The organism is Streptomyces sp. WAC 06738 (assembly GCF_003945505.1).
Taxonomy (GTDB): domain Bacteria; phylum Actinomycetota; class Actinomycetes; order Streptomycetales; family Streptomycetaceae; genus Streptomyces.
Window position 1 is genome coordinate 2,156,443 of record NZ_CP029618.1, and the last position, 17,258, is coordinate 2,173,700.

9 protein-coding genes are annotated in these 17,258 nt (G+C 72.2%); 5 read left to right on the forward strand and 4 right to left on the reverse strand.

Annotated elements, in window-relative coordinates; all coding sequences use genetic code 11:
• Nucleotides 1-147: 147 nt before the first annotated feature.
• The 3 genes from DMB38_RS09085 to DMB38_RS09095 all read left to right on the forward strand — a co-directional run bounded on the left by DMB38_RS09085 (nt 148) and on the right by DMB38_RS09095 (nt 3,244).
• On the forward strand, nt 148-954 hold the full coding sequence (locus DMB38_RS09085) for a CbiX/SirB N-terminal domain-containing protein (protein WP_125934746.1): 807 nt from the start codon (nt 148-150) through the stop codon (nt 952-954).
• A gap of 152 nt (nt 955-1,106) precedes the next feature.
• Nucleotides 1,107-1,859: a glyoxalase gene (locus tag DMB38_RS09090; protein WP_164715950.1), complete on the forward strand. Its 753-nt coding sequence runs from the start codon at nt 1,107-1,109 to the stop codon at nt 1,857-1,859.
• A 221-nt stretch (nt 1,860-2,080) separates the two neighbouring features.
• Entirely contained in the window at nt 2,081-3,244 is a 1,164-nt protein-coding gene (locus tag DMB38_RS09095; RefSeq protein WP_125934747.1) for an alkaline phosphatase PhoX, read from the forward strand.
• A 15-nt stretch (nt 3,245-3,259) separates the two neighbouring features.
• Here the strand turns inward: DMB38_RS09095 and DMB38_RS09100 are convergent, their stop codons facing one another.
• Nucleotides 3,260-5,449, reverse strand: coding sequence for a serine/threonine-protein kinase (locus DMB38_RS09100; protein WP_125934748.1), 2,190 nt, complete (start codon nt 5,447-5,449; stop codon nt 3,260-3,262).
• 263 nt (nt 5,450-5,712) lie between these two features.
• Here DMB38_RS09100 and DMB38_RS09105 point away from each other — a divergent pair, with 263 nt between their 5' ends.
• Nucleotides 5,713-6,444, forward strand: coding sequence for an NAD(P)H-binding protein (locus DMB38_RS09105; RefSeq protein WP_125934749.1), 732 nt, complete (start codon nt 5,713-5,715; stop codon nt 6,442-6,444).
• A 101-nt stretch (nt 6,445-6,545) separates the two neighbouring features.
• Here DMB38_RS09105 and ppdK read toward each other — a convergent pair whose 3' ends face one another.
• Nucleotides 6,546-9,410: a pyruvate, phosphate dikinase gene (gene ppdK, locus DMB38_RS09110; protein ID WP_125934750.1), complete on the reverse strand. Its 2,865-nt coding sequence runs from the start codon at nt 9,408-9,410 to the stop codon at nt 6,546-6,548.
• A 571-nt stretch (nt 9,411-9,981) separates the two neighbouring features.
• Here ppdK and DMB38_RS09115 point away from each other — a divergent pair.
• Nucleotides 9,982-11,970, forward strand: coding sequence for a glycogen debranching N-terminal domain-containing protein (locus DMB38_RS09115; RefSeq protein WP_125934751.1), 1,989 nt, complete (start codon nt 9,982-9,984; stop codon nt 11,968-11,970).
• A 13-nt stretch (nt 11,971-11,983) separates the two neighbouring features.
• On the opposite strand, the gene DMB38_RS09120 is transcribed toward DMB38_RS09115, so the two are convergent.
• Nucleotides 11,984-13,270 carry a discoidin domain-containing protein gene (locus tag DMB38_RS09120; protein ID WP_240662684.1) on the reverse strand — a complete coding sequence of 429 codons (1,287 nt, stop codon included), beginning with the start codon at nt 13,268-13,270 and terminating at the stop codon, nt 11,984-11,986.
• Between the two features lie 205 nt (nt 13,271-13,475).
• Nucleotides 13,476-17,129: a chondroitinase-B domain-containing protein gene (locus DMB38_RS09125; protein WP_276314947.1), complete on the reverse strand. Its 3,654-nt coding sequence runs from the start codon at nt 17,127-17,129 to the stop codon at nt 13,476-13,478.
• Between the last annotated feature and the right edge of the window lie 129 nt (nt 17,130-17,258).

Consider the following 17,258-nt stretch of genomic DNA (forward strand, 5'->3'; position numbering starts at 1 on the left):
CGGGACAGATGTCACCCCCGGTGGACGGGGGTATTACGGGCGGGGTTCGCCGTCCTCAGCGGCGGGGGCGAAGGGGAGTGAGCAGCCGTCAACAAGGTGAAGCTGTGCGGAAACGACGCCGCAACGGCGGTGGGGCAGGCTCGCCGTATGACGACCGCGGCAGAGCTGATGAGCAGGATCACCGCCGAGCTGAGCACGGGTCTTGCGGCGGCGGGCAGGGGACGGGGGCGCCCGGCGCTGGTGGCGGTGGCGCACGGGAGCCGGGACCCGGCGGCGGCGCGCACGGTACGGGCGCTGCTGGCGGCCGTACGAGCGCAGCGCCCGGGGCTGCGGGTGCGGCCGGCCCACGTGGAGCTGAACGAACCGCTGCTGCGGGACACGTTGAGCACGCTGACGGGCGACGCGGTCCTCGTCCCCCTGCTCTTCGCCCGGGGCCACCACGTCACGAGGGACATCCCGGACGCGGTACGGGCGGCGGGGGTCTGGCCCTCCGCCCGCGTCGCCGGCCCCCTCGGGCCCCATCCCCTCCTCGCCGCCGCGCTCGCCGGCCGGCTGGCGGAAGCCGGGTGGCGCGGCGACGGGGTGGTGCTCGCCGCCGCCGGTTCGCGGGCGGCCCCGGCGGCGGCCGACACGGCCGCCACCGCCGCGCTCCTCGCCGGCCGGCTCGGGGTGCCCGTGCTGCCCGCGTACGCCTCCGCAGCCGCGCCGACCGTCGCGGAGGCGGCCCGCACCCTCGCCGCCCGGGGCTGCCGCCGTATCGGCGTGGCCTGCTGCTTCACCGCCCCCGGCCTCTTCGCCACCCGCACCGCCGCCACCGCCCGCGGCCTCGGCCTGACCGTGGCGGCGCCGCTCGGCGCCCACCCGGCACTCGCCCAGCTCATACTCCACCGCTACGACCAAGAACTCGCCGCCTTGCGCACCCCGGCCCGCACCCCGACCCGCACCGCGGCCTGACACGCGCCCGGCCCGTGTGCACCGCGCCGGCCGCGGTTTCTCCCCTCGGCCTGCGGCGATAAAGGCGCGATAAAAGCTCCATAGGCGCGGAGTCCGCATCTGCGGCACCCTCGGACGTCCGGTTTCAGCACGGCGGTCGAGGGGTGGCGGGCATGACGGAGGCGACGGTGCGGGCGAACGAGACCACGGTGCCGGTGATGCCGTGCGTGTCGGCGGCGGAGACGCTGGAGTTCTACCGGGCCCTCGGGTTCGAGGTCACCTACGAGCAGACCCGCCCCTACCTCTATCTGGCTCTGGAGTGGAGCGGTTTCGCCCTGCACTTCGGTACGCCGCCGAAGAACATCGACCCGAGCCGGGAGGACACCGGAGGCTGCCTGGTCATGGTCGACGACGTCGCGCCGTATCACGCGGAGTTCACACGGGCCCTGCGCGCCGCCTACGGGAAGGTCCCGGCCAAGGGCAGGCCGCGGATCACCCGGTTCCGGCCCGGGGCGAGCCGGTTCACCGTCGTCGACCCGTCCGGGAACTCGATCATCTTCATCCGGCGGGACGAGCCCGCGGAACTGGAGTACGGCGGCTCGAAGAGCCTCGCGGGGCTGGCCAGAGCCCTCGACAACGCCCGGATCTTCAGCGAGTTCAAGAACGACGACCGCACCGCCCTCCGGATCCTCACCACGGCCCTGCGCAGGCACGGGCCCGATGCGGCCCCGGTGGACCTGGCCCGGACGCTGGCCACCCTGATCGAGCTGGCCACCGCGCTGGAGGAAACCGACGGCGTCGCGGAATGGCGCCGCCGGCTGACCGCCCTCGACCTCACCGACGCCGAACGCCACCGGGCCGTGGAAGGTCTGCGCACTGCCGAAGACCTCCGCCTGCGGCACACCGGGACGGACATCGGCGGCTGACCCACACCGACGTCCGGGCGCGCACCGCCGTGCTCCGGCGGCGCCCCTCCTGCCGGCGGCGCTTTCCGCGTTTCCCGCTCCCTCCCACCCGGTAATGGCGGCCGGTGGACAGCTCTGCGTAACCGGACTGTTGCCGCTCCGTCAACCTCGCAGTTCTATGGTGCGAAGGCGGCTCGCGGGCGGCTGTCCCCGGGCTCCCCCACCTCAAGGAGTGGATGGTCGTGGAGCGCCGTTCTTTCCTGCGCGGAGCGGTCGTCGGCGGTTCGTCCGCGGCGTTCGGCGGCAGTCTGTGGCGGGGTTCCGCCGCCGCGGATCCGGCACAGCCGGGGGCCGGCCCGTACGGGGCGCCGGGTCAGGCGGACGGGAACGGGATCCGGCTGCCGCAGGGTTTCACCAGCCGGGTCGTGGCCCGCTCCGGGCAGCAGGTGGCGGGGACGTCGTACACCTGGCACCCCGCGCCCGACGGCGGCGCCTGCTTCGCGGACGGCGACGGCTGGATCTACGTCTCCAACTCCGAGGTCACCCCCTCGGGCGGCGCCGGCTCGATCCGCTTCACCGCCGCCGGCGAGGTGGCGGGCGCGTACCGCATCCTCTCCGGGACCCGGCAGAACTGCGCGGGCGGCAAGACGCCGTGGGACACCTGGCTCTCCTGCGAGGAGGTCGACCGCGGCTACGTCTACGAGACCGACCCCTGGGGCGCGAAGGCCGCGGTCCGCCGCGACGCGATGGGCCGCTTCAAGCACGAGGCGGCGGCCGCGGACCCGGAGCGGCGGGTCGTCTACCTGACCGAGGACGTCTCGGACGGCTGCTTCTACCGCTTCCGGCCCACCACCTGGGGCTCGCTCTCCGCCGGCACCCTGGAGGTGCTGCGGATGGGCTCGGGCACCTCGGGCCCGGTGACGTGGGCGCAGGTGCCGGACCCGAGCGGCGCGTCGGCGGCGACGCGCAACCAGGTCGCGGGCGCGAAGCGGTTCGACGGCGGCGAGGGCTGCCACTACGCGAGCGAGAGCGGCATCTGCTGGTTCACGACGAAGGGCGACGGCCGCGTCTGGCAGTACGACGCGGCCGCGCAGACCCTGGAGTTGGCGTACGACGACTCCCTCGTACCGGGCACCGCCCCGCTCACCGGCGTCGACAACGTCACCGGCAGCCGCTCCGGCGACCTCTACGTCGCCGAGGACGGCGGCAACATGGAGATCTGCCTCATCACCCCCGACGACGTCGTCGCCCCGTTCCTGCGCGTCGAGGGCCAGGACGGCTCGGAGATCACCGGCCCGGCCTTCACCCCGGACGGCACCCGGCTCTACTTCTCCAGCCAGCGCGGCACCACGGGCAGTTCCTCGGGCGGCCTCACGTACGAGATAACGGGCCCGTTCCGCACCTGAGCCCGCCCGCCCCCGTCACCGGGGGTTCCGCCACAGCCGAACGGCGCCGTCCTTGCGGTCGGCGCCCGCGATCAGCTTCCCGTCCGGGCTGAACGCCACCTCCTCGATGAGGCCCTTGCCCTTCCCGTCCTCCTCGCCGCTCACCAGCCGCGCGCCCGGCTTGCCGCGGGCCACGTTCCACAGCAGCACGCCGCCGCCGCTTTCGGGGGCGGTGGCGAGCGTCTTCCCGTCGGGGCTGAACTCCAGGTCGGCGACGTCGGTGAGGTGGTCGTCGCGCAGGCTCGCCTTCTTCTTCCCGGTCTTCACGTCCCACAGCCACACCTCGCCGTCGGGGTAACCGACCGCGAGCGTCCTGCCGTCCGGGCCGAACGCCACTGCCGTCGCCTCCCACGCCTGGTCGAGGACCTTGGCGGGGTCGCCCTGGCCGTACGGCTCCGGGTCGCGTCCCGCGACGTCCCAGAGCCGGGTCGTGTCGTCGCGGCCGGAGGTGCTCTCGGAGTCGTCGCCCACGGAGGCCAGCGTCCTGCCGTCCGGGCTGAAGGCGATGCCCGTGACGTCGTGCTCGTGGTCGAAGTACGCGACGATGTCGTCACCGCGCTCGGCGGGGTCGAAGAGGAACACCGAGCCCGTCCTGCTGCCGATGGCGAGCAGCTTGCCGTCCGGGGAGAACTCCACCTTCTCGCCGCCCAGATCCAGGAAGTTGAGCCACCGCCGCCCGGCCACGTCGTAGAGGCCGGTACCGCCGTTGCCCGTGCCGGTGGCGAGCAGCTTGCCGTCGGGGCTGAACGCGACGTTGAGCACCGCGGGCACGTAGTTGCTGATGGTGTTCTTCTGGGTGACGACGTCCGTCTGCTTGCGGCTCGCGACGTCCCAGAACCGGATCTTGCCGTCCTCGCCGCCGGTGACCAGCGTCCTGCCGTCGGGGCTGAAGCCGATGCCGGCGGGGCCGGGGGCGCGGGCGGGGAAGGCGAGGCTGCCGGTGGGCTCGTACGTCTTGTACGGCGAACTCGGCTGCTGCCGCTCGCCGGAGCCGGACGAGGGCAGGAGGACGGCGACCAGGACGATGACGAGCACGACGGCCGCGACCCCGCCGAGCAGCAGGACCACGGGCCCGAGGGTCCCGCTCCGGGCCTCGGACCCGGGGTCGGGGCCGGGCGGCGGGGACGGCGTGGCCGGGGCGGCGGTCCGGGTGAGGGCGTACGGGTCGGGGGTGCCGGGGGCGGTGGCCGCCGCGGCGTCCGGTGCGGTACGGGGCGGCGGCACGTCGGCGACGGTCACCGGATGCCCGGCCCCGCCTCCGTCACCGCCCCCGCCTACGTCCCCGTCGCCCGCGGCCCGGCGGCACATCTCGATGACCTCGGCGGGCGTCGGCCGCCGCTCCGGGTCCTTCGCCAGGCAGGCCGCGGCGACGGCCCGTACCGGCTCGGGACTGCCGTCGAGGTCGGGCTCCTGCTCCAGGATCCGGTAGACCACGCCGTGGTCCGTACCGCCGCCGAAGGCGTGCTCGCCGGTCGCGGCGAAGTGGGCGACGCCGCCGAGGGCGAAGATGTCGCCCGCCTCGGTGACGGTCTGGCCCCGGATGTACTCCGGCGCCATGTAGGCGGGCGTGCCGGTGCGTACGCCGGTGGCGGTCAGGGCGGTGAGGTCCGCGGCCCTGGCGATGCCGAAGTCGATGACCTTCGGCCCGTCGGCGGTGAGCAGGATGTTGGAGGGCTTGAGGTCGCGATGGACGACGTCGGCGGCGTGGATGGACTGCAGCGCCTCGGCGACCCTGGCTATGAGCGCCAGCGCCGCGTCGGCGGGCAGCGGCCCGCTCTCGGCGACCGCGTGCTGGAGGGAGGGCCCGGGCACGTACGCGGTGGCGAGCCAGGGCTCGTCGGCCTGGAGGTCGGCGTCGACGACGGGCACGGTGTAGAGGCCCTGCACCCGCCGGGCGGCGGCGACTTCCTGCGCGAAGCGCTGACGGAACGCCGCGTCGCCCGCGTACTCGCGGTGCACGAGCTTCACCGCCACCGCGCTGCCCGCCGGCGTGCGCCCCAGATAGACGCGGCCCATGCCGCCCGCGCCGAGCACCGCCTCCAGCCGGTAGGGGCCGGCCACGGCGGGGTCGGCCGCCCCCAGCGGCAGGTGCGGCGGCGCGACCGTGGACCACCCCGCGTCCCCCGTACGGCCGTGCGGCACGGCCGACTCGTCCGGTCGGGACATGCTCCCCCTCACCCCCGGCGGCCTGCCGACCGCCTCGCCTGCCCGGAACCGCCACCCGCGGCCCCGTAGAGCGAGCGACAGCGTAACGAACCCCGCCCCACCCGCGGTCCTCGCGGTGAGCGGCCGGCCTCCCTTCCCGTACGGAGCGCCTTCGTGTCGGCGGGCGCGGTGGATCGGGCGCGTTTACGGTGGTCGGGGGTGTGCGTACCGCAGGCGGCGCGGCGCGCCGCCCTGACTGCCGTGTGCTCGACGGAAGGTGACCCATGAAGATCGCAGTCATCGGCGGAACCGGCCTGATCGGGTCGCAGGTCGTGAAGAAGCTGACCGCGGCGGGACACGAGGCCGTGCCGCTCTCGCCGTCCACGGGAGTGGACGTGATCACCGGCGAGGGCCTGGCCGGGGCGGTGGCCGGCGCCGACGTCGTCGTCAACCTGACGAACTCCCCGACGTTCGACGACGCCTCCCGGGCGTTCTTCCAGACCTCGATGGACAACATCCTGGCCGCGTGCCGGGACGCCGGGGTGCGGCACGCGGTGATCCTGTCGATCGTCGGCGTCGACCGGGTGCCCGGCCTGGACTACTACCGGGCCAAGTCCTTGCAGGAGGACATCCTGAAGGCCGGCCCGATCCCGTACTCCATCGTCCGCGCCACCCAGTTCATGGAGTTCATGGCGCCGACCCTGGCCATGACCACCGACGGCGACACCGTCCGCCTCCCCTCCACCCCGGTCCAGCCGATCGCCGCCCAGGACGTCTCCGACACGGTCGCCGAGGTCGCCGCGGGCAGCCCCCTGAACGGCACGGTGAACATCGCGGGACCGGACGTCTTCCCCCTGGACGAACTCGGCCGGATCACCCTGACGGCCCGCCCCGACGGCCGCGCGGTCGTCACCGACACCACCGCCGGCATGTTCGCCGCGGCCCCCGGCGACGCCCTCCTCCCCCCGCCCGACGCCCGCATCGCCCCCACCCGCTACCGCGAGTGGCTCGCCTGAACCAGGGTCGAGGGGCGGCGCCCCCGCACGGGCGCCGCCCCTCTGGGAACCGGTCTGCCGTCGGGTGAGGGTCAGGGCGAACGCCGACGGTGGCCGGGGGTTCAGGTGGCCCGCTGCGGCTTCCTCGCGCCGCGGGCCGGCTTGCCGTTCGGGGAAGTCCCGTTCCGCGCAGTGCCGTTCGGCGCAGCGCCGTTCCGCGTCCCGTTCGCCGCCGCGTGGGCCGCCGCCCGTGCCGCCTCCAGCCGGGCCACCGGGATACGGAACGGGCTGCACGAGACGTAGTCGAGACCCACGTCGTGGAAGAAGTGCACCGACTCCGGGTCGCCGCCGTGCTCGCCGCAGACGCCCAGCTTCAGGTCGGGGCGCGTCGCCCGCCCCGCCTCCACCGCGTCGCGGACCAGCGCGCCCACGCCGTCCTTGTCGATCGTCTCGAACGGGGAGACGCCGAAGATGCCCTTCTCCAGGTACGCGGTGAAGAAGCTCGCCTCCACGTCGTCGCGCGAGAAGCCCCACACGGTCTGCGTCAGGTCGTTGGTGCCGAACGAGAAGAAGTCCGCCGACTCCGCGATCTGCCCCGCCGTCAGCGCGGCGCGCGGCAGCTCGATCATCGTGCCCAGCGACAGCTTCAGCTCCACTCCCCGTGCGGCCTCCACCTCCGCGATGACGGCCTCGGCCTCGTCCCGTACCAGCTCCAGTTCCTGCACCGTGCCCACCAGCGGGATCATGATCTCCGCCCGCGGGTCGCCCTTCGCCTCCAGGCGCTGCGCCGCCGCCTCCGCGATGGCCCGCACCTGCATCGTGAAGAGCCCCGGGATCACCAGCCCGAGGCGCACGCCGCGCAGGCCCAGCATCGGGTTCTGCTCATGCAGCCGGTGGACGGCCTGGAGCAGCCGCAGGTCGTTCTCGTTGTGGTCCTTGCGGGACTCGGCGAGCGCGACCCGTACCGACAGCTCCGTGATGTCCGGCAGGAACTCGTGGAGCGGCGGGTCCAGCAGCCGCACCGTGACCGGCAGCCCGTCCATCACCTCGAAGAGCTGCACGAAGTCCCGCTGCTGGAGCGGCAGCAGCTCCTTCAGCGCCGCGTCGCGCTCCTCCTCGGTGTCGGCGAGGATCAGCCGCTCGACCAGCTCGCGCCGCTCGCCGAGGAACATGTGCTCGGTGCGGCACAGCCCGATGCCCTGCGCCCCGAAGCGGCGGGCGCGGGCGGCGTCGTCGAAGTTGTCGGCGTTGGCCCGGACGCGCAGCCGGCGGATGCGGTCCGCGTACGACATGAGGCGGTGCACGGCGACGACGAGTTCGTCGGCGTCCTCGGCGCCCGCGTGCATGCGGCCCTCGAAGTACTCCACGACCGGCGACGGCACGACCGGCACCCGGCCGCGGTAGACCTTGCCGCTGGAGCCGTCGATGGACACGACGTCGCCCTCGTCGATGACCTCGCCGCCGGGCGCGGTCAGTTGCCGCCGCTTGGTGTCGACCTCCAGCTCCTCCGCGCCGCACACGCACGTCTTGCCCATGCCGCGGGCGACGACGGCGGCGTGCGAGGTCTTGCCGCCGCGGGAGGTGAGGATGCCCTCGGCGGCGATCATGCCGTCGAGGTCGTCGGGGTTGGTCTCGCGGCGGATGAGGATGACCTTCTCGCCGGAGCGCGACCACTTCACCGCGGTGTACGAGTCGAAGACCGCCTTGCCGACGGCGGCGCCCGGCGAGGCGGCGATGCCGCGGGCGAGCAGGTCGCCCTTGTGGCCGTTGTCGAACCTCGGGAACATGAGCTGCGCCAACTGCGCCCCGTTGACGCGCTGGAGCGCCTCGGCCTCGGTGATCAGCCCCTGGTCCACGAGCTGCACGGCGATACGGAACGCCGCCGCCGCGGTGCGCTTGCCGACCCGCGTCTGGAGCATCCACAGCTTGCCGCGCTCGATGGTGAACTCGATGTCGCACAGGTCGCGGTAGTGCGTCTCCAGCGTCTCCATGATCCGCATCAGCTCGTCGTAGGACTTCTCGTCCAGGTCCTGGAGCTTGGCGAGCGGCACGGTGTTGCGGATGCCGGCGACGACGTCCTCGCCCTGCGCGTTCTGCAGGTAGTCGCCGTAGACGCCCTGCTGGCCGCTGGCGGGGTCGCGGGTGAAGGCGACGCCGGTGCCGGAGTCGGGGCCGAGGTTGCCGAAGACCATGGAGCAGATGTTGACGGCGGTGCCCAGGTCGCCCGCGATGCGCTCCTGGCGGCGGTAGAGCTTGGCGCGCTCGCCGTTCCAGCTCTCGAAGACGGCCCGGACGGCGAGGTCCATCTGCTCGCGCGGGTCCTGCGGGAACGGCCGTCCCGTCTCCCTGGCGACGATGTCCTTGAACGTGCCGACGAGGGCTTCGAGGTCGGCGGCGTCCAGCTCGACGTCGGTGGCGACGCCCTTGGCGCGCCTGGCGTCCTCGATGGCGGTCTCGAACAGCTCGCCGTCGATGCCCTGCACGGTGTTGCCGAACATCTGGATGAGGCGGCGGTACGAGTCCCAGGCGAACCGCTCGTCGCCGGCCTGGGCCGCGAGTCCCGGCAGGCAGGCGTCGGTGAGGCCGATGTTGAGGACGGTGTCCATCATGCCGGGCATGGAGAACTTGGCGCCGGAGCGTACGGAGACCAGCAGCGGGTCGTCGGCCTGGCCGAGCCTCTTGCCCATGCGCCGTTCGAGGGCGTCGAGGTGGGCGCTGACCTCGTCGCGGAGGGCCGGGGGCTCGGCGCCGCTGGCGAGGTAGACCTTGCAGGCGTCGGTGGTGATGGTGAAGCCCGGCGGGACGGGCAGGCCGAGGTTCGTCATCTCGGCGAGGTTGGCGCCCTTGCCGCCGAGGAGGTCCTTGAGGTCCTTGTTGCCCTCGTGGAAGTCGTAGACGAACTTGACCGCGGCGGCCTCGGCGGAGGCGGCCCCTTTCCCCGGGGACTTCTTCGCTGCCTTCTTCTTATCCGGCTTCGTTTCCGGCACGGGATCGACTCCTCGTGTGGGACCCCTGGCGGGGAGTTGCCCTGACGGCGAGGAACATACCCAGATCGAAGGCTCCCGGGGATGAGGCGTAGACGATCACGAGGGGGTTCGGCCCTCACACCTGGGATCCTGTCGGCGACCGGGAGCCGCGCCCCTTCTTCACTTCTCTTAACGACGATCCCGGACGGGCGGTCATCGGCAAGCCGGGGCGGGTCATCCGCGTTACGGAACGCGTCGGTGGCTTCGAAGGGTGAAGGAATGAGAGTGGCACTCAGTGCCGCGCATACGAGAGATGACGTCCCCATTTGAGCGCTCGTTTGAGCGCAAGACCTATCAAGCGTGGGGAGAATCACGCGATCGGGCGGGCAGAATCTCACGATGTGGACAGCGGACCGTGCGAAACGCGGGCGGGACCGGCCGGAGCCGGAGGCGGGCGGGGCATGCTCCCGCAACGTGCGTACGTGCGCCCCCGGTTCTGCTTGTCGACCCGACAGCCGCGCGCTAGTTTTGCGTGCCAACCAGACTTAATAGCGCGATGACGCGTTGACACCTCGCCGAGGGAGGCGCTCGCATGAGCGGCGTGGAACACCGTCTTCTCTTCCACGGCGGGGCGTTCGCCGCGGTGACCCGCGCCGGGGACATCACCGGCGCCCGGGGGACGCAGCCGGACGGCTTCTTCCTCGGGGACACCCGGCATCTGAGCCGCTGGCAGTTGACGGTGGACGGCGCGGTACCGACCCTGCTGGTCGCGGAGCCCGCCGCGGCCGTCCTCGTACCGCCCACGGGCCGCGACGAGCCGCCGCCGCACACGGTCTTCCGCGAGCAGCGCGTCGAGGGCGGCGCGCTGGTCGACGTCCTGCGCATCACCTCCAACCGCGCGGAGCCGGAGAAGCTGTGGCTCGCGCTCACGGTGGACGCGGACTTCGCCGACCAGTTCGAGTTACGGGCCGACCACCGCGTCTACGGCAAGTCGCACGCGGTACGGGACCGGGAGGTGCTGCCGGCGGGCGTGGAGTTCCGCTACCGGCGCGGCGGCTGGCAGGCCAGTACCACGGTCACGGCGGAGCCGCCGCCGGATGCGGTGGAGGAGACGGGGAGCGGCGCACGACGCCTGGTGTGGCACCTGAAACTGGACCCGCACGAGACCACGGAGCTGACACTCCGTGCCGCGGCCCGGCCTGGAGCGGGCCCGCTGCCGACGGCGGGACCGGGGGCGGGGACGGAGGATCCGGCGGAGGAGACCCCGGCCGCGGACGCAGTCGCACGCCTGGCGGCCACGGACGCCGGTGCCCGGGCCGTCCCCGCATCGCACCACCCCGCCCCCTGGCCCGGCCTCGCCCAGGCCGCCGAGCAGGGCCTCGCCGACCTCGACGGCCTCCTCATCCCCGCCGCCGGACCCGGCGGCGAGCAGGTGCGGGTGCCGGCGGCCGGGGTGCCGTGGTACCTGGCGCTCGTGGGCCGGCACGCGCTCGTGACGTCGCTCTTCGCACTGGGCCACCGCCCCGCGCTCGCCCGCGCCACGCTCCTCGCGCTCGCCGCGACCCAGGCGGGGGAGGCGGACGGCGAGCCGGGGAAGATCGTGCACGAGGTGCGCCACGGCGAGTTGGCCCACTTCGGCCAGGTGCCGTACGGGCGCTACTACGGTGCCGTCGACACCACCCCGCTCTTCCTCGTCCTCCTCGGCGCGCTCACCGAGCACACCGGCGACGACAAGCCGGCCCGCCGTCTGGAGCCGCAGGCCCGCGCCGCGGTGGAGTGGATGTTCCGCGACGGCGGCCTCGGCGACTCCGGCTACCTGCGCCACCGCGCCGACGACGGCCGCGCGGGCACGGGACCGGCGAACCAGAGCTGGCGCGACTCCCCCGGCGCCCTCTGCGGCGCCGACGGCACCCGCGTCACCGGCGCCCTCGCGCCCGCCGCCCCCCAGGGCTACGCCTACGCCGCCCTCGTCCACACCGCCCGCCTCGCGAAAACCGCCTGGGCCGACCCGCGGCTCGCCGACCGCCTCACCGCCGCCGCGGACGACCTCCGCGCCCGCTTCCTCACCGACTTCTGGCTCTCCGCCCAGGACTTCCCCGCCCTGGCCCTCGACGGCGCGGGCCGCCCCGCCGACGCGCTGGCCTCCGACGCCGGGCACCTGCTCTGGTCCGGGCTGCTGGACCCCGAGCGGGCGAGGCGGGTGGGACGGCGGCTGCTGGAGCCGGACTTCTTCTCGGGCTGGGGGGTGCGGACCATAGCCGCGGGGCAGGGGGCGTACCACCCGATGGCCTACCACCGCGGCAGCGTCTGGCCGCACGACAACGCGATCCTCACCCTGGGTCTGGCCCGCTACGGCCTCCATGAGGAGGCCCGTACGGTGGCGAGGGCCCTCACCGACCTGGCGGCCCACAGCGCGGGCCGCCTCCCGGAGGCCACCGCCGGCTACCCCCGCGCCTCCCAGCCCACCCCGGTGCCCTTCCCCCACGCCTCCTCCCCGCAGTCCTGGTCGGCGGCCGCCCCCCTCGCCCTGCTCACCGCCCTCACGACGGCGGGGGACCCGTCGGGGGGTCTGCCGTCGTGAGGGCGGTGTTCCGTCAGGCGGGCCCTGCGCCCGGGGTGACCGTCATGCCGACCGACCCGTAGTCCGGGCCGACGTGGTTGTCGCCGTAGAACTTCACGCCGGTCGAGGCCGAGGTGACTTCCATGACCCGCGTCGAGGAGCCCACGAAATCGTTGCGGGTGATCGACACGTCGTCCGGCCCGTCGAGCTTGATGGACTGGTTCCAGCTATCGCCCATCTCGTTGTCCGCGACGATCCAGTTCTTCATGCCGTCGGTGTTGCCGCCGGAGTTCCCGCCGCGGCCGTAGTCCTCGGCCATCAGCCACTGGTGGATGCTCGGCACGCTGTTCTCGCGGTCCGGGTTCGCCGGGCCGACGGCCTTGTTGCCGCGGATCTGCACGTCGTCACTCGCGATGGGGTGCGAGCTGGACACCCACGTCTGGATGAAGTCGGTGTGGCTGTCGCCCGGGTCGCCGGTCACGAAGTCGACGGCGGTGTTGTAGAGGATCTTGTGCCGGTTGCCGAAGAACGTGATGGCGTTCAGGTCGCCGGGGCCCTCGACGCCCTTGATGTCGTTGTTCTGGATGGTCACGTCGGTGTTGTCGTCCGAGTAGATGCCGTACTGCTGCTCGGCGTCGACCCGGCAGTTCTGGATCACCACGTGGTCGGCGTCGATCAGGACGCCGCCGCGGATGGTGTTGCCCTGGCAGTCGTAGACCTTGGGCGCGGCGGAGGTGCCGCCGGATTCGATCTCGAACCGGGAATCCCGGTCGGGAACGAGGATCGCCCCGGGCGGCGTCGCCACCCCGCCGACGCCGAGGGACTGCCCGGGAGGCTGCGGATCGCCACCGGGCTCCCCGGACACGGCCGCCTCCGTGATGCTCGTCCACTTGGACGAGTCGGAGGAGTCGTTGCCGTGCCCGACGATCCGTACGTAGCGGGCGGACCCCTCGGCGAAGTCGTACGTCTCCAGGCTGCGCGTGGTGCCGCTGCTGGTCTCCCGGGAGAGCACGGTCGACCACGTCGAGCCGTCCTGGGAGAGCTGGACGTCGAACGTCGACCTCCGGCTGTCCCCGACGTACCAGGCGAGCGCCACCGAGTCGACGGTGGTGACCGAGCCGAGGTCGAAGCGGATCCAGACTCCGTCACCGGCCCCCGACCACCGGGTGGACAGGTCGCCGTCGATCGCGTTGGCCGGCACGTTGCCGTCGTGGGAGCTGGCGGTCGCCGCCGAGATGGGCAGGGTCGCCGCCGATGCGGCCGGGGCGAGCAGCGCCACCGAGCCGACTGCGGTGCAGGCGCAGAGCGCGGCGGTGAGCATGCGCCTCACCGATGCGCCTTTCCTCCGCGCCGCAGGCGTGCGCGGGGAGGGGTGTAAGACCGGAGGAAATGTCCGGGTGTTCGGATCGTTCACGTGCGTCTCCTTGGAGTACGGGCGGGAAGCGGCACCCGTGCCGGACCTGATCGGCCGGCACGACGGGCGACGACCGGTGGCGGCTGGGCCGCCACCGGTCGTGCGGTGCGTCCTACGCGGCGCTCGGGCCGACGTCGGCCGCGGTGAGGGGGGCTCGCGTGACGGCGGACGACGACCGCTCGTCGGCTCCGGCGTCGACGGCGCCGGTGCGGGCCTGGCCGTCCATGTCGTCGGTCACGAACGCGAAGCGGCCGGTGCCGGCGTCGATCGCCGGGCTTCCCGCGCCGATCCGGTGCACCGGCCCGTCGGGGGCCAGCAGCGGATCGGCCGCCCTGACGGCGCCGGAGGGCACGGTGACGCCGATCGTCGCCGATCCGGTGGGCCACGCGATGTTGCCGACGTAGGTCATGTTCACCGGCGCCTTGAGTTCGTTGAACAGCTTGCCGGTGCCGCCGGTGACCACGTTGTCGGCGACGACCGAGTCGACAGGGGCGAGCCGGTAGTTGGCGCCGACCTCGATGTTCGACACGTTGTCCACGAAGGTGTTGTTCACGACGGTCGCCCGGTAGACGCGCCAGTGCGCGTTCAGTGCGCCCGAGGTGTCGACGTCGCCGCCGTCGATCTGCAGCGCGGCGTCGTGGCCGGTGCCGGTGAGGCCCTCGAAGTAGTTGTTGTAGATCTTGTGGTCCTGGCCGTAGAGCCGGATTCCCCCGGTTCCCGCCTTTCCCTCCCCGAGGAAGAAGTTGCCGTAGAAGGCGCCGCGGTTTCCGTGCCGCTGTGACAGCACGCCCTGCGAGGTGCGGAACGTGTTGTGGCGGACGATGTTGTCGTTGCTCTTCACGGAGACGATCTCCGGATCACCGTCGCAGTCCTCGAAGAGGTTCGACTCGACGACGGTGAATCCGCTCGACTGGGAGATCTCGCTCCAGCCGACCCGGATGGCTTCCATCTCGTTGGCCGCACGCGGGCCGATGTTGCGGAAGTGGTTGTTGTCGATGAGATCGTGCTGCGACTGCTGGGTTTCGGATCCGTCGATGGTGATGAAGTTTCCCAGTTGGTGCTTTTCCTCGAAGAGGTTGTGATCGATCCGGTTGTGATGGCTGTTCGCGCCCTGGATGATCACCCACTTCAGCGAGGATTCCTCGGTCAGCCGGAAGTGGTTGCGGGTCAGGCGCACGTTGTTCGAGCCGCTGATCTTCAGCGTGTCGCTGTTCGTCCACTTCAGGCCCTCGAAGGTGACGTACGAGGAACCGGCGACCTCCAGCTGCCCGTCCGTGACCACCGCCCGGCCGCGGTTCTCCGCGACGACGGTGATGGGCGCGTCGGCGGTGCCGTTCTTGCCGCTCATCTTGCCGATCGTGTACTCGCCGTCAGCGAGGACGATGCGGTCCCCGGCGCGCGCGTCCCCCATCGCGTCCCGCAACTGGTCGGAGTCGGCGACCTCGACGGTACGGCCGGGACCGGGGTCACCGGGATCACCGCCGTCGCCGCCGTCGGCTCCGTATATCGCCGTCTCGGTGATGCTGGTCCAGTCGTTGGAGGTGTTGCCGTGGCCGACGATGCGCAGATACCGGGCGGTGGTGTCGGCGAAGTCGTAGTCCTGCGGCTGGAGTGTGGTCCCGCTGCTGGTTTGGCGGGTCAGGACCGGTCTCCACGACGATCCGTCGTCGGAGACCTCGACGTCGAAGGTGTTCTTCCGGGTGTTGCCCTGGTGCCAGGCGATCGACGTCGAGCCGACGGTCTTCGCCGAGCCGAGGTCGTAGCGGATCCACACCCCGTCGCCCTGGGCGGACCAGCGGGTGCTCAGATCGCCGTCGAGGGTGTTGGCGGGCACGTTGCCGTCATGGGCGCTCGCCGTGACTCCCGTGACCGGCACCGGAGCACCCGGGGAGTCCCCTCCCGGCGTGACCGGATACGTCCTCACCCAGTCGACCTCGTACACCGCCGGGCGCAGACCGCTGTCGCCGGTGAAGTTGTCGAGCTGGATGACGAGGTTCCCCAGCGGCATCTTCTGGATGTCCCCGCGGTCGGAGTTCGCGCCGTCCGCCAGCCGGAACCATTCGGCACCGTCGACGTAGCCGACCAGCGCGTCCGGCGTCCACTCGAACGCGAAGTTGTGCCACTGCGTCATGTCCACCGGGCAGAGCTCGCGGTATTCCTTCTCGTCCGACGGGCTCTCCGGGTAGTGCAGGAACGCCGAGAGACACTGCGCGTCGGGGTTCGAGTACTCGACCCAGTCGTACTCCCCGTTCTTGAGCCGGTCGCCGGCGGTGGGCCAGATCAGGTGCAGGGGGTGGTAGAGCCCGCCGGAGGAGCCGGTGTTCCGCGAGCGGGAGCGGATCTCCCAGCGCGCGTACTGGGTGTCACGGTTCTGCCTGATCCATCCCGTGTCGCCGTTCGCCTCGCCGCGCATGGTCATGATTCCGTCCGCGACGGTGCTGTTCTTCGCGCACCTGCGGCCGTTCCCGGCGTGCCCTTCCCAGCACTGGGCGGTGCCGCCCACGGTGCCCGAGGGAACGTCCCACTTCTCCGGGTCGACCGGTCCGGTGTAGTCGAACTCGTCGGAGATCGGCAGCGGTTCGCCCCAGCCGTACCGCTCGGCCGCCTCCGTCGGGTCCCCGGCCCCCTGGCCGTCGTCGTGGGTGACGCTCAGGTCGTAGATCTCCACCTGGCCGTAGTTGTCGTCGCTGCACGGCGACGAGCGTTCGCAGTTGGCCTGGGTGTACGCGCCCGCCTTGAAGTAGCCGCCTTCGAAGTCGGCCGCGATCGTGGTCTGCAGCACGCCGTTGTAGTACGCCTTGATCTCACCGTCGCCGACCACGAACTTCGCCTGGAACCTGTCGCCCAGCGCGTAGTCGTCCGTCACCAGCTTGTAGTTGCTGTCGTCGGGAGAGGTGACGTAGAGCTTGCTGCCTTCCAGGCGGAAGACCGACACGTCGTCGTCGGCGTCGTGGATCTGCCCGGCGACGACGTGCGGCTTGTCCGCGGGAAGGTCCGTGATGGCCTGGTCGATCACCATCGTGTGCGTGCCGGAGGTCGACGACCAGCTCGCCTTCGTCTCCCCGGAGTCCGTCATCTCGCGCAGCTCCGAGCGGGGGTAGTTGGACCCGCTGGTGGTGACCCCGTTGACGGCGGCGCGGAACTGGACGGCGTCGCAGTCCGGCGTGGCGGTGAACCACGGGTCGTTCGCGTACGTGGCGAGTTCCGGCTGGTAGACGTTGGTCGGCGACTCCTCCTCGCCGACCGGCAGCCCGATGTACCAGTCCGTCAGGTCCAGTACGTCGGCCGGGTAGTCACAGGACTCGCCGCCGCCGTCGGCTCCGTATATCGCCGTCTCGGTGATGCTGGTCCAGTCGTTGGAGGTGTTGCCGTGGCCGACGATGCGCAGATACCGGGCGGTGGTGTCGGCGAAGTCGTAGTCCTGCGGCTGGAGCGTGGTGCCGCTACTGGTCTTTCGCGACAGGACCGGCGTCCACGACGATCCGTCGTCGGAGACCTCGACGTCGAAGGTGTTCTTCCGGGTGTTCCCCTGGTGCCAGGCGATCGACGCCGACCCGACGGTCGTCGCCGAGCCGAGGTCGTAGCGGATCCACACCCCGTCACCCTGGGCGGACCAGCGGGTGCTCAGATCGCCGTCGAGGGTGTTGGCGGGCACGTTGCCGTCATGGGCGCTCGCCGTGACTCCCGCGACCTCCAATCGGGGACCCGCCTCGGCCGACGCGACGGGGTGGTAGGTGGCCGAAACTCCGAGGGCTAACAGCCCCACCAGAAGCGCACGATGTATTCGTCTCACAGGGCCTCACTGTGGTTGAGGGGATGACCCGCTGGGCTTCAGAATCCGGGCCACGCTGTCAGACGCGGGTGGGGACCGGTCCCCGAACGCCGCACCCGGATG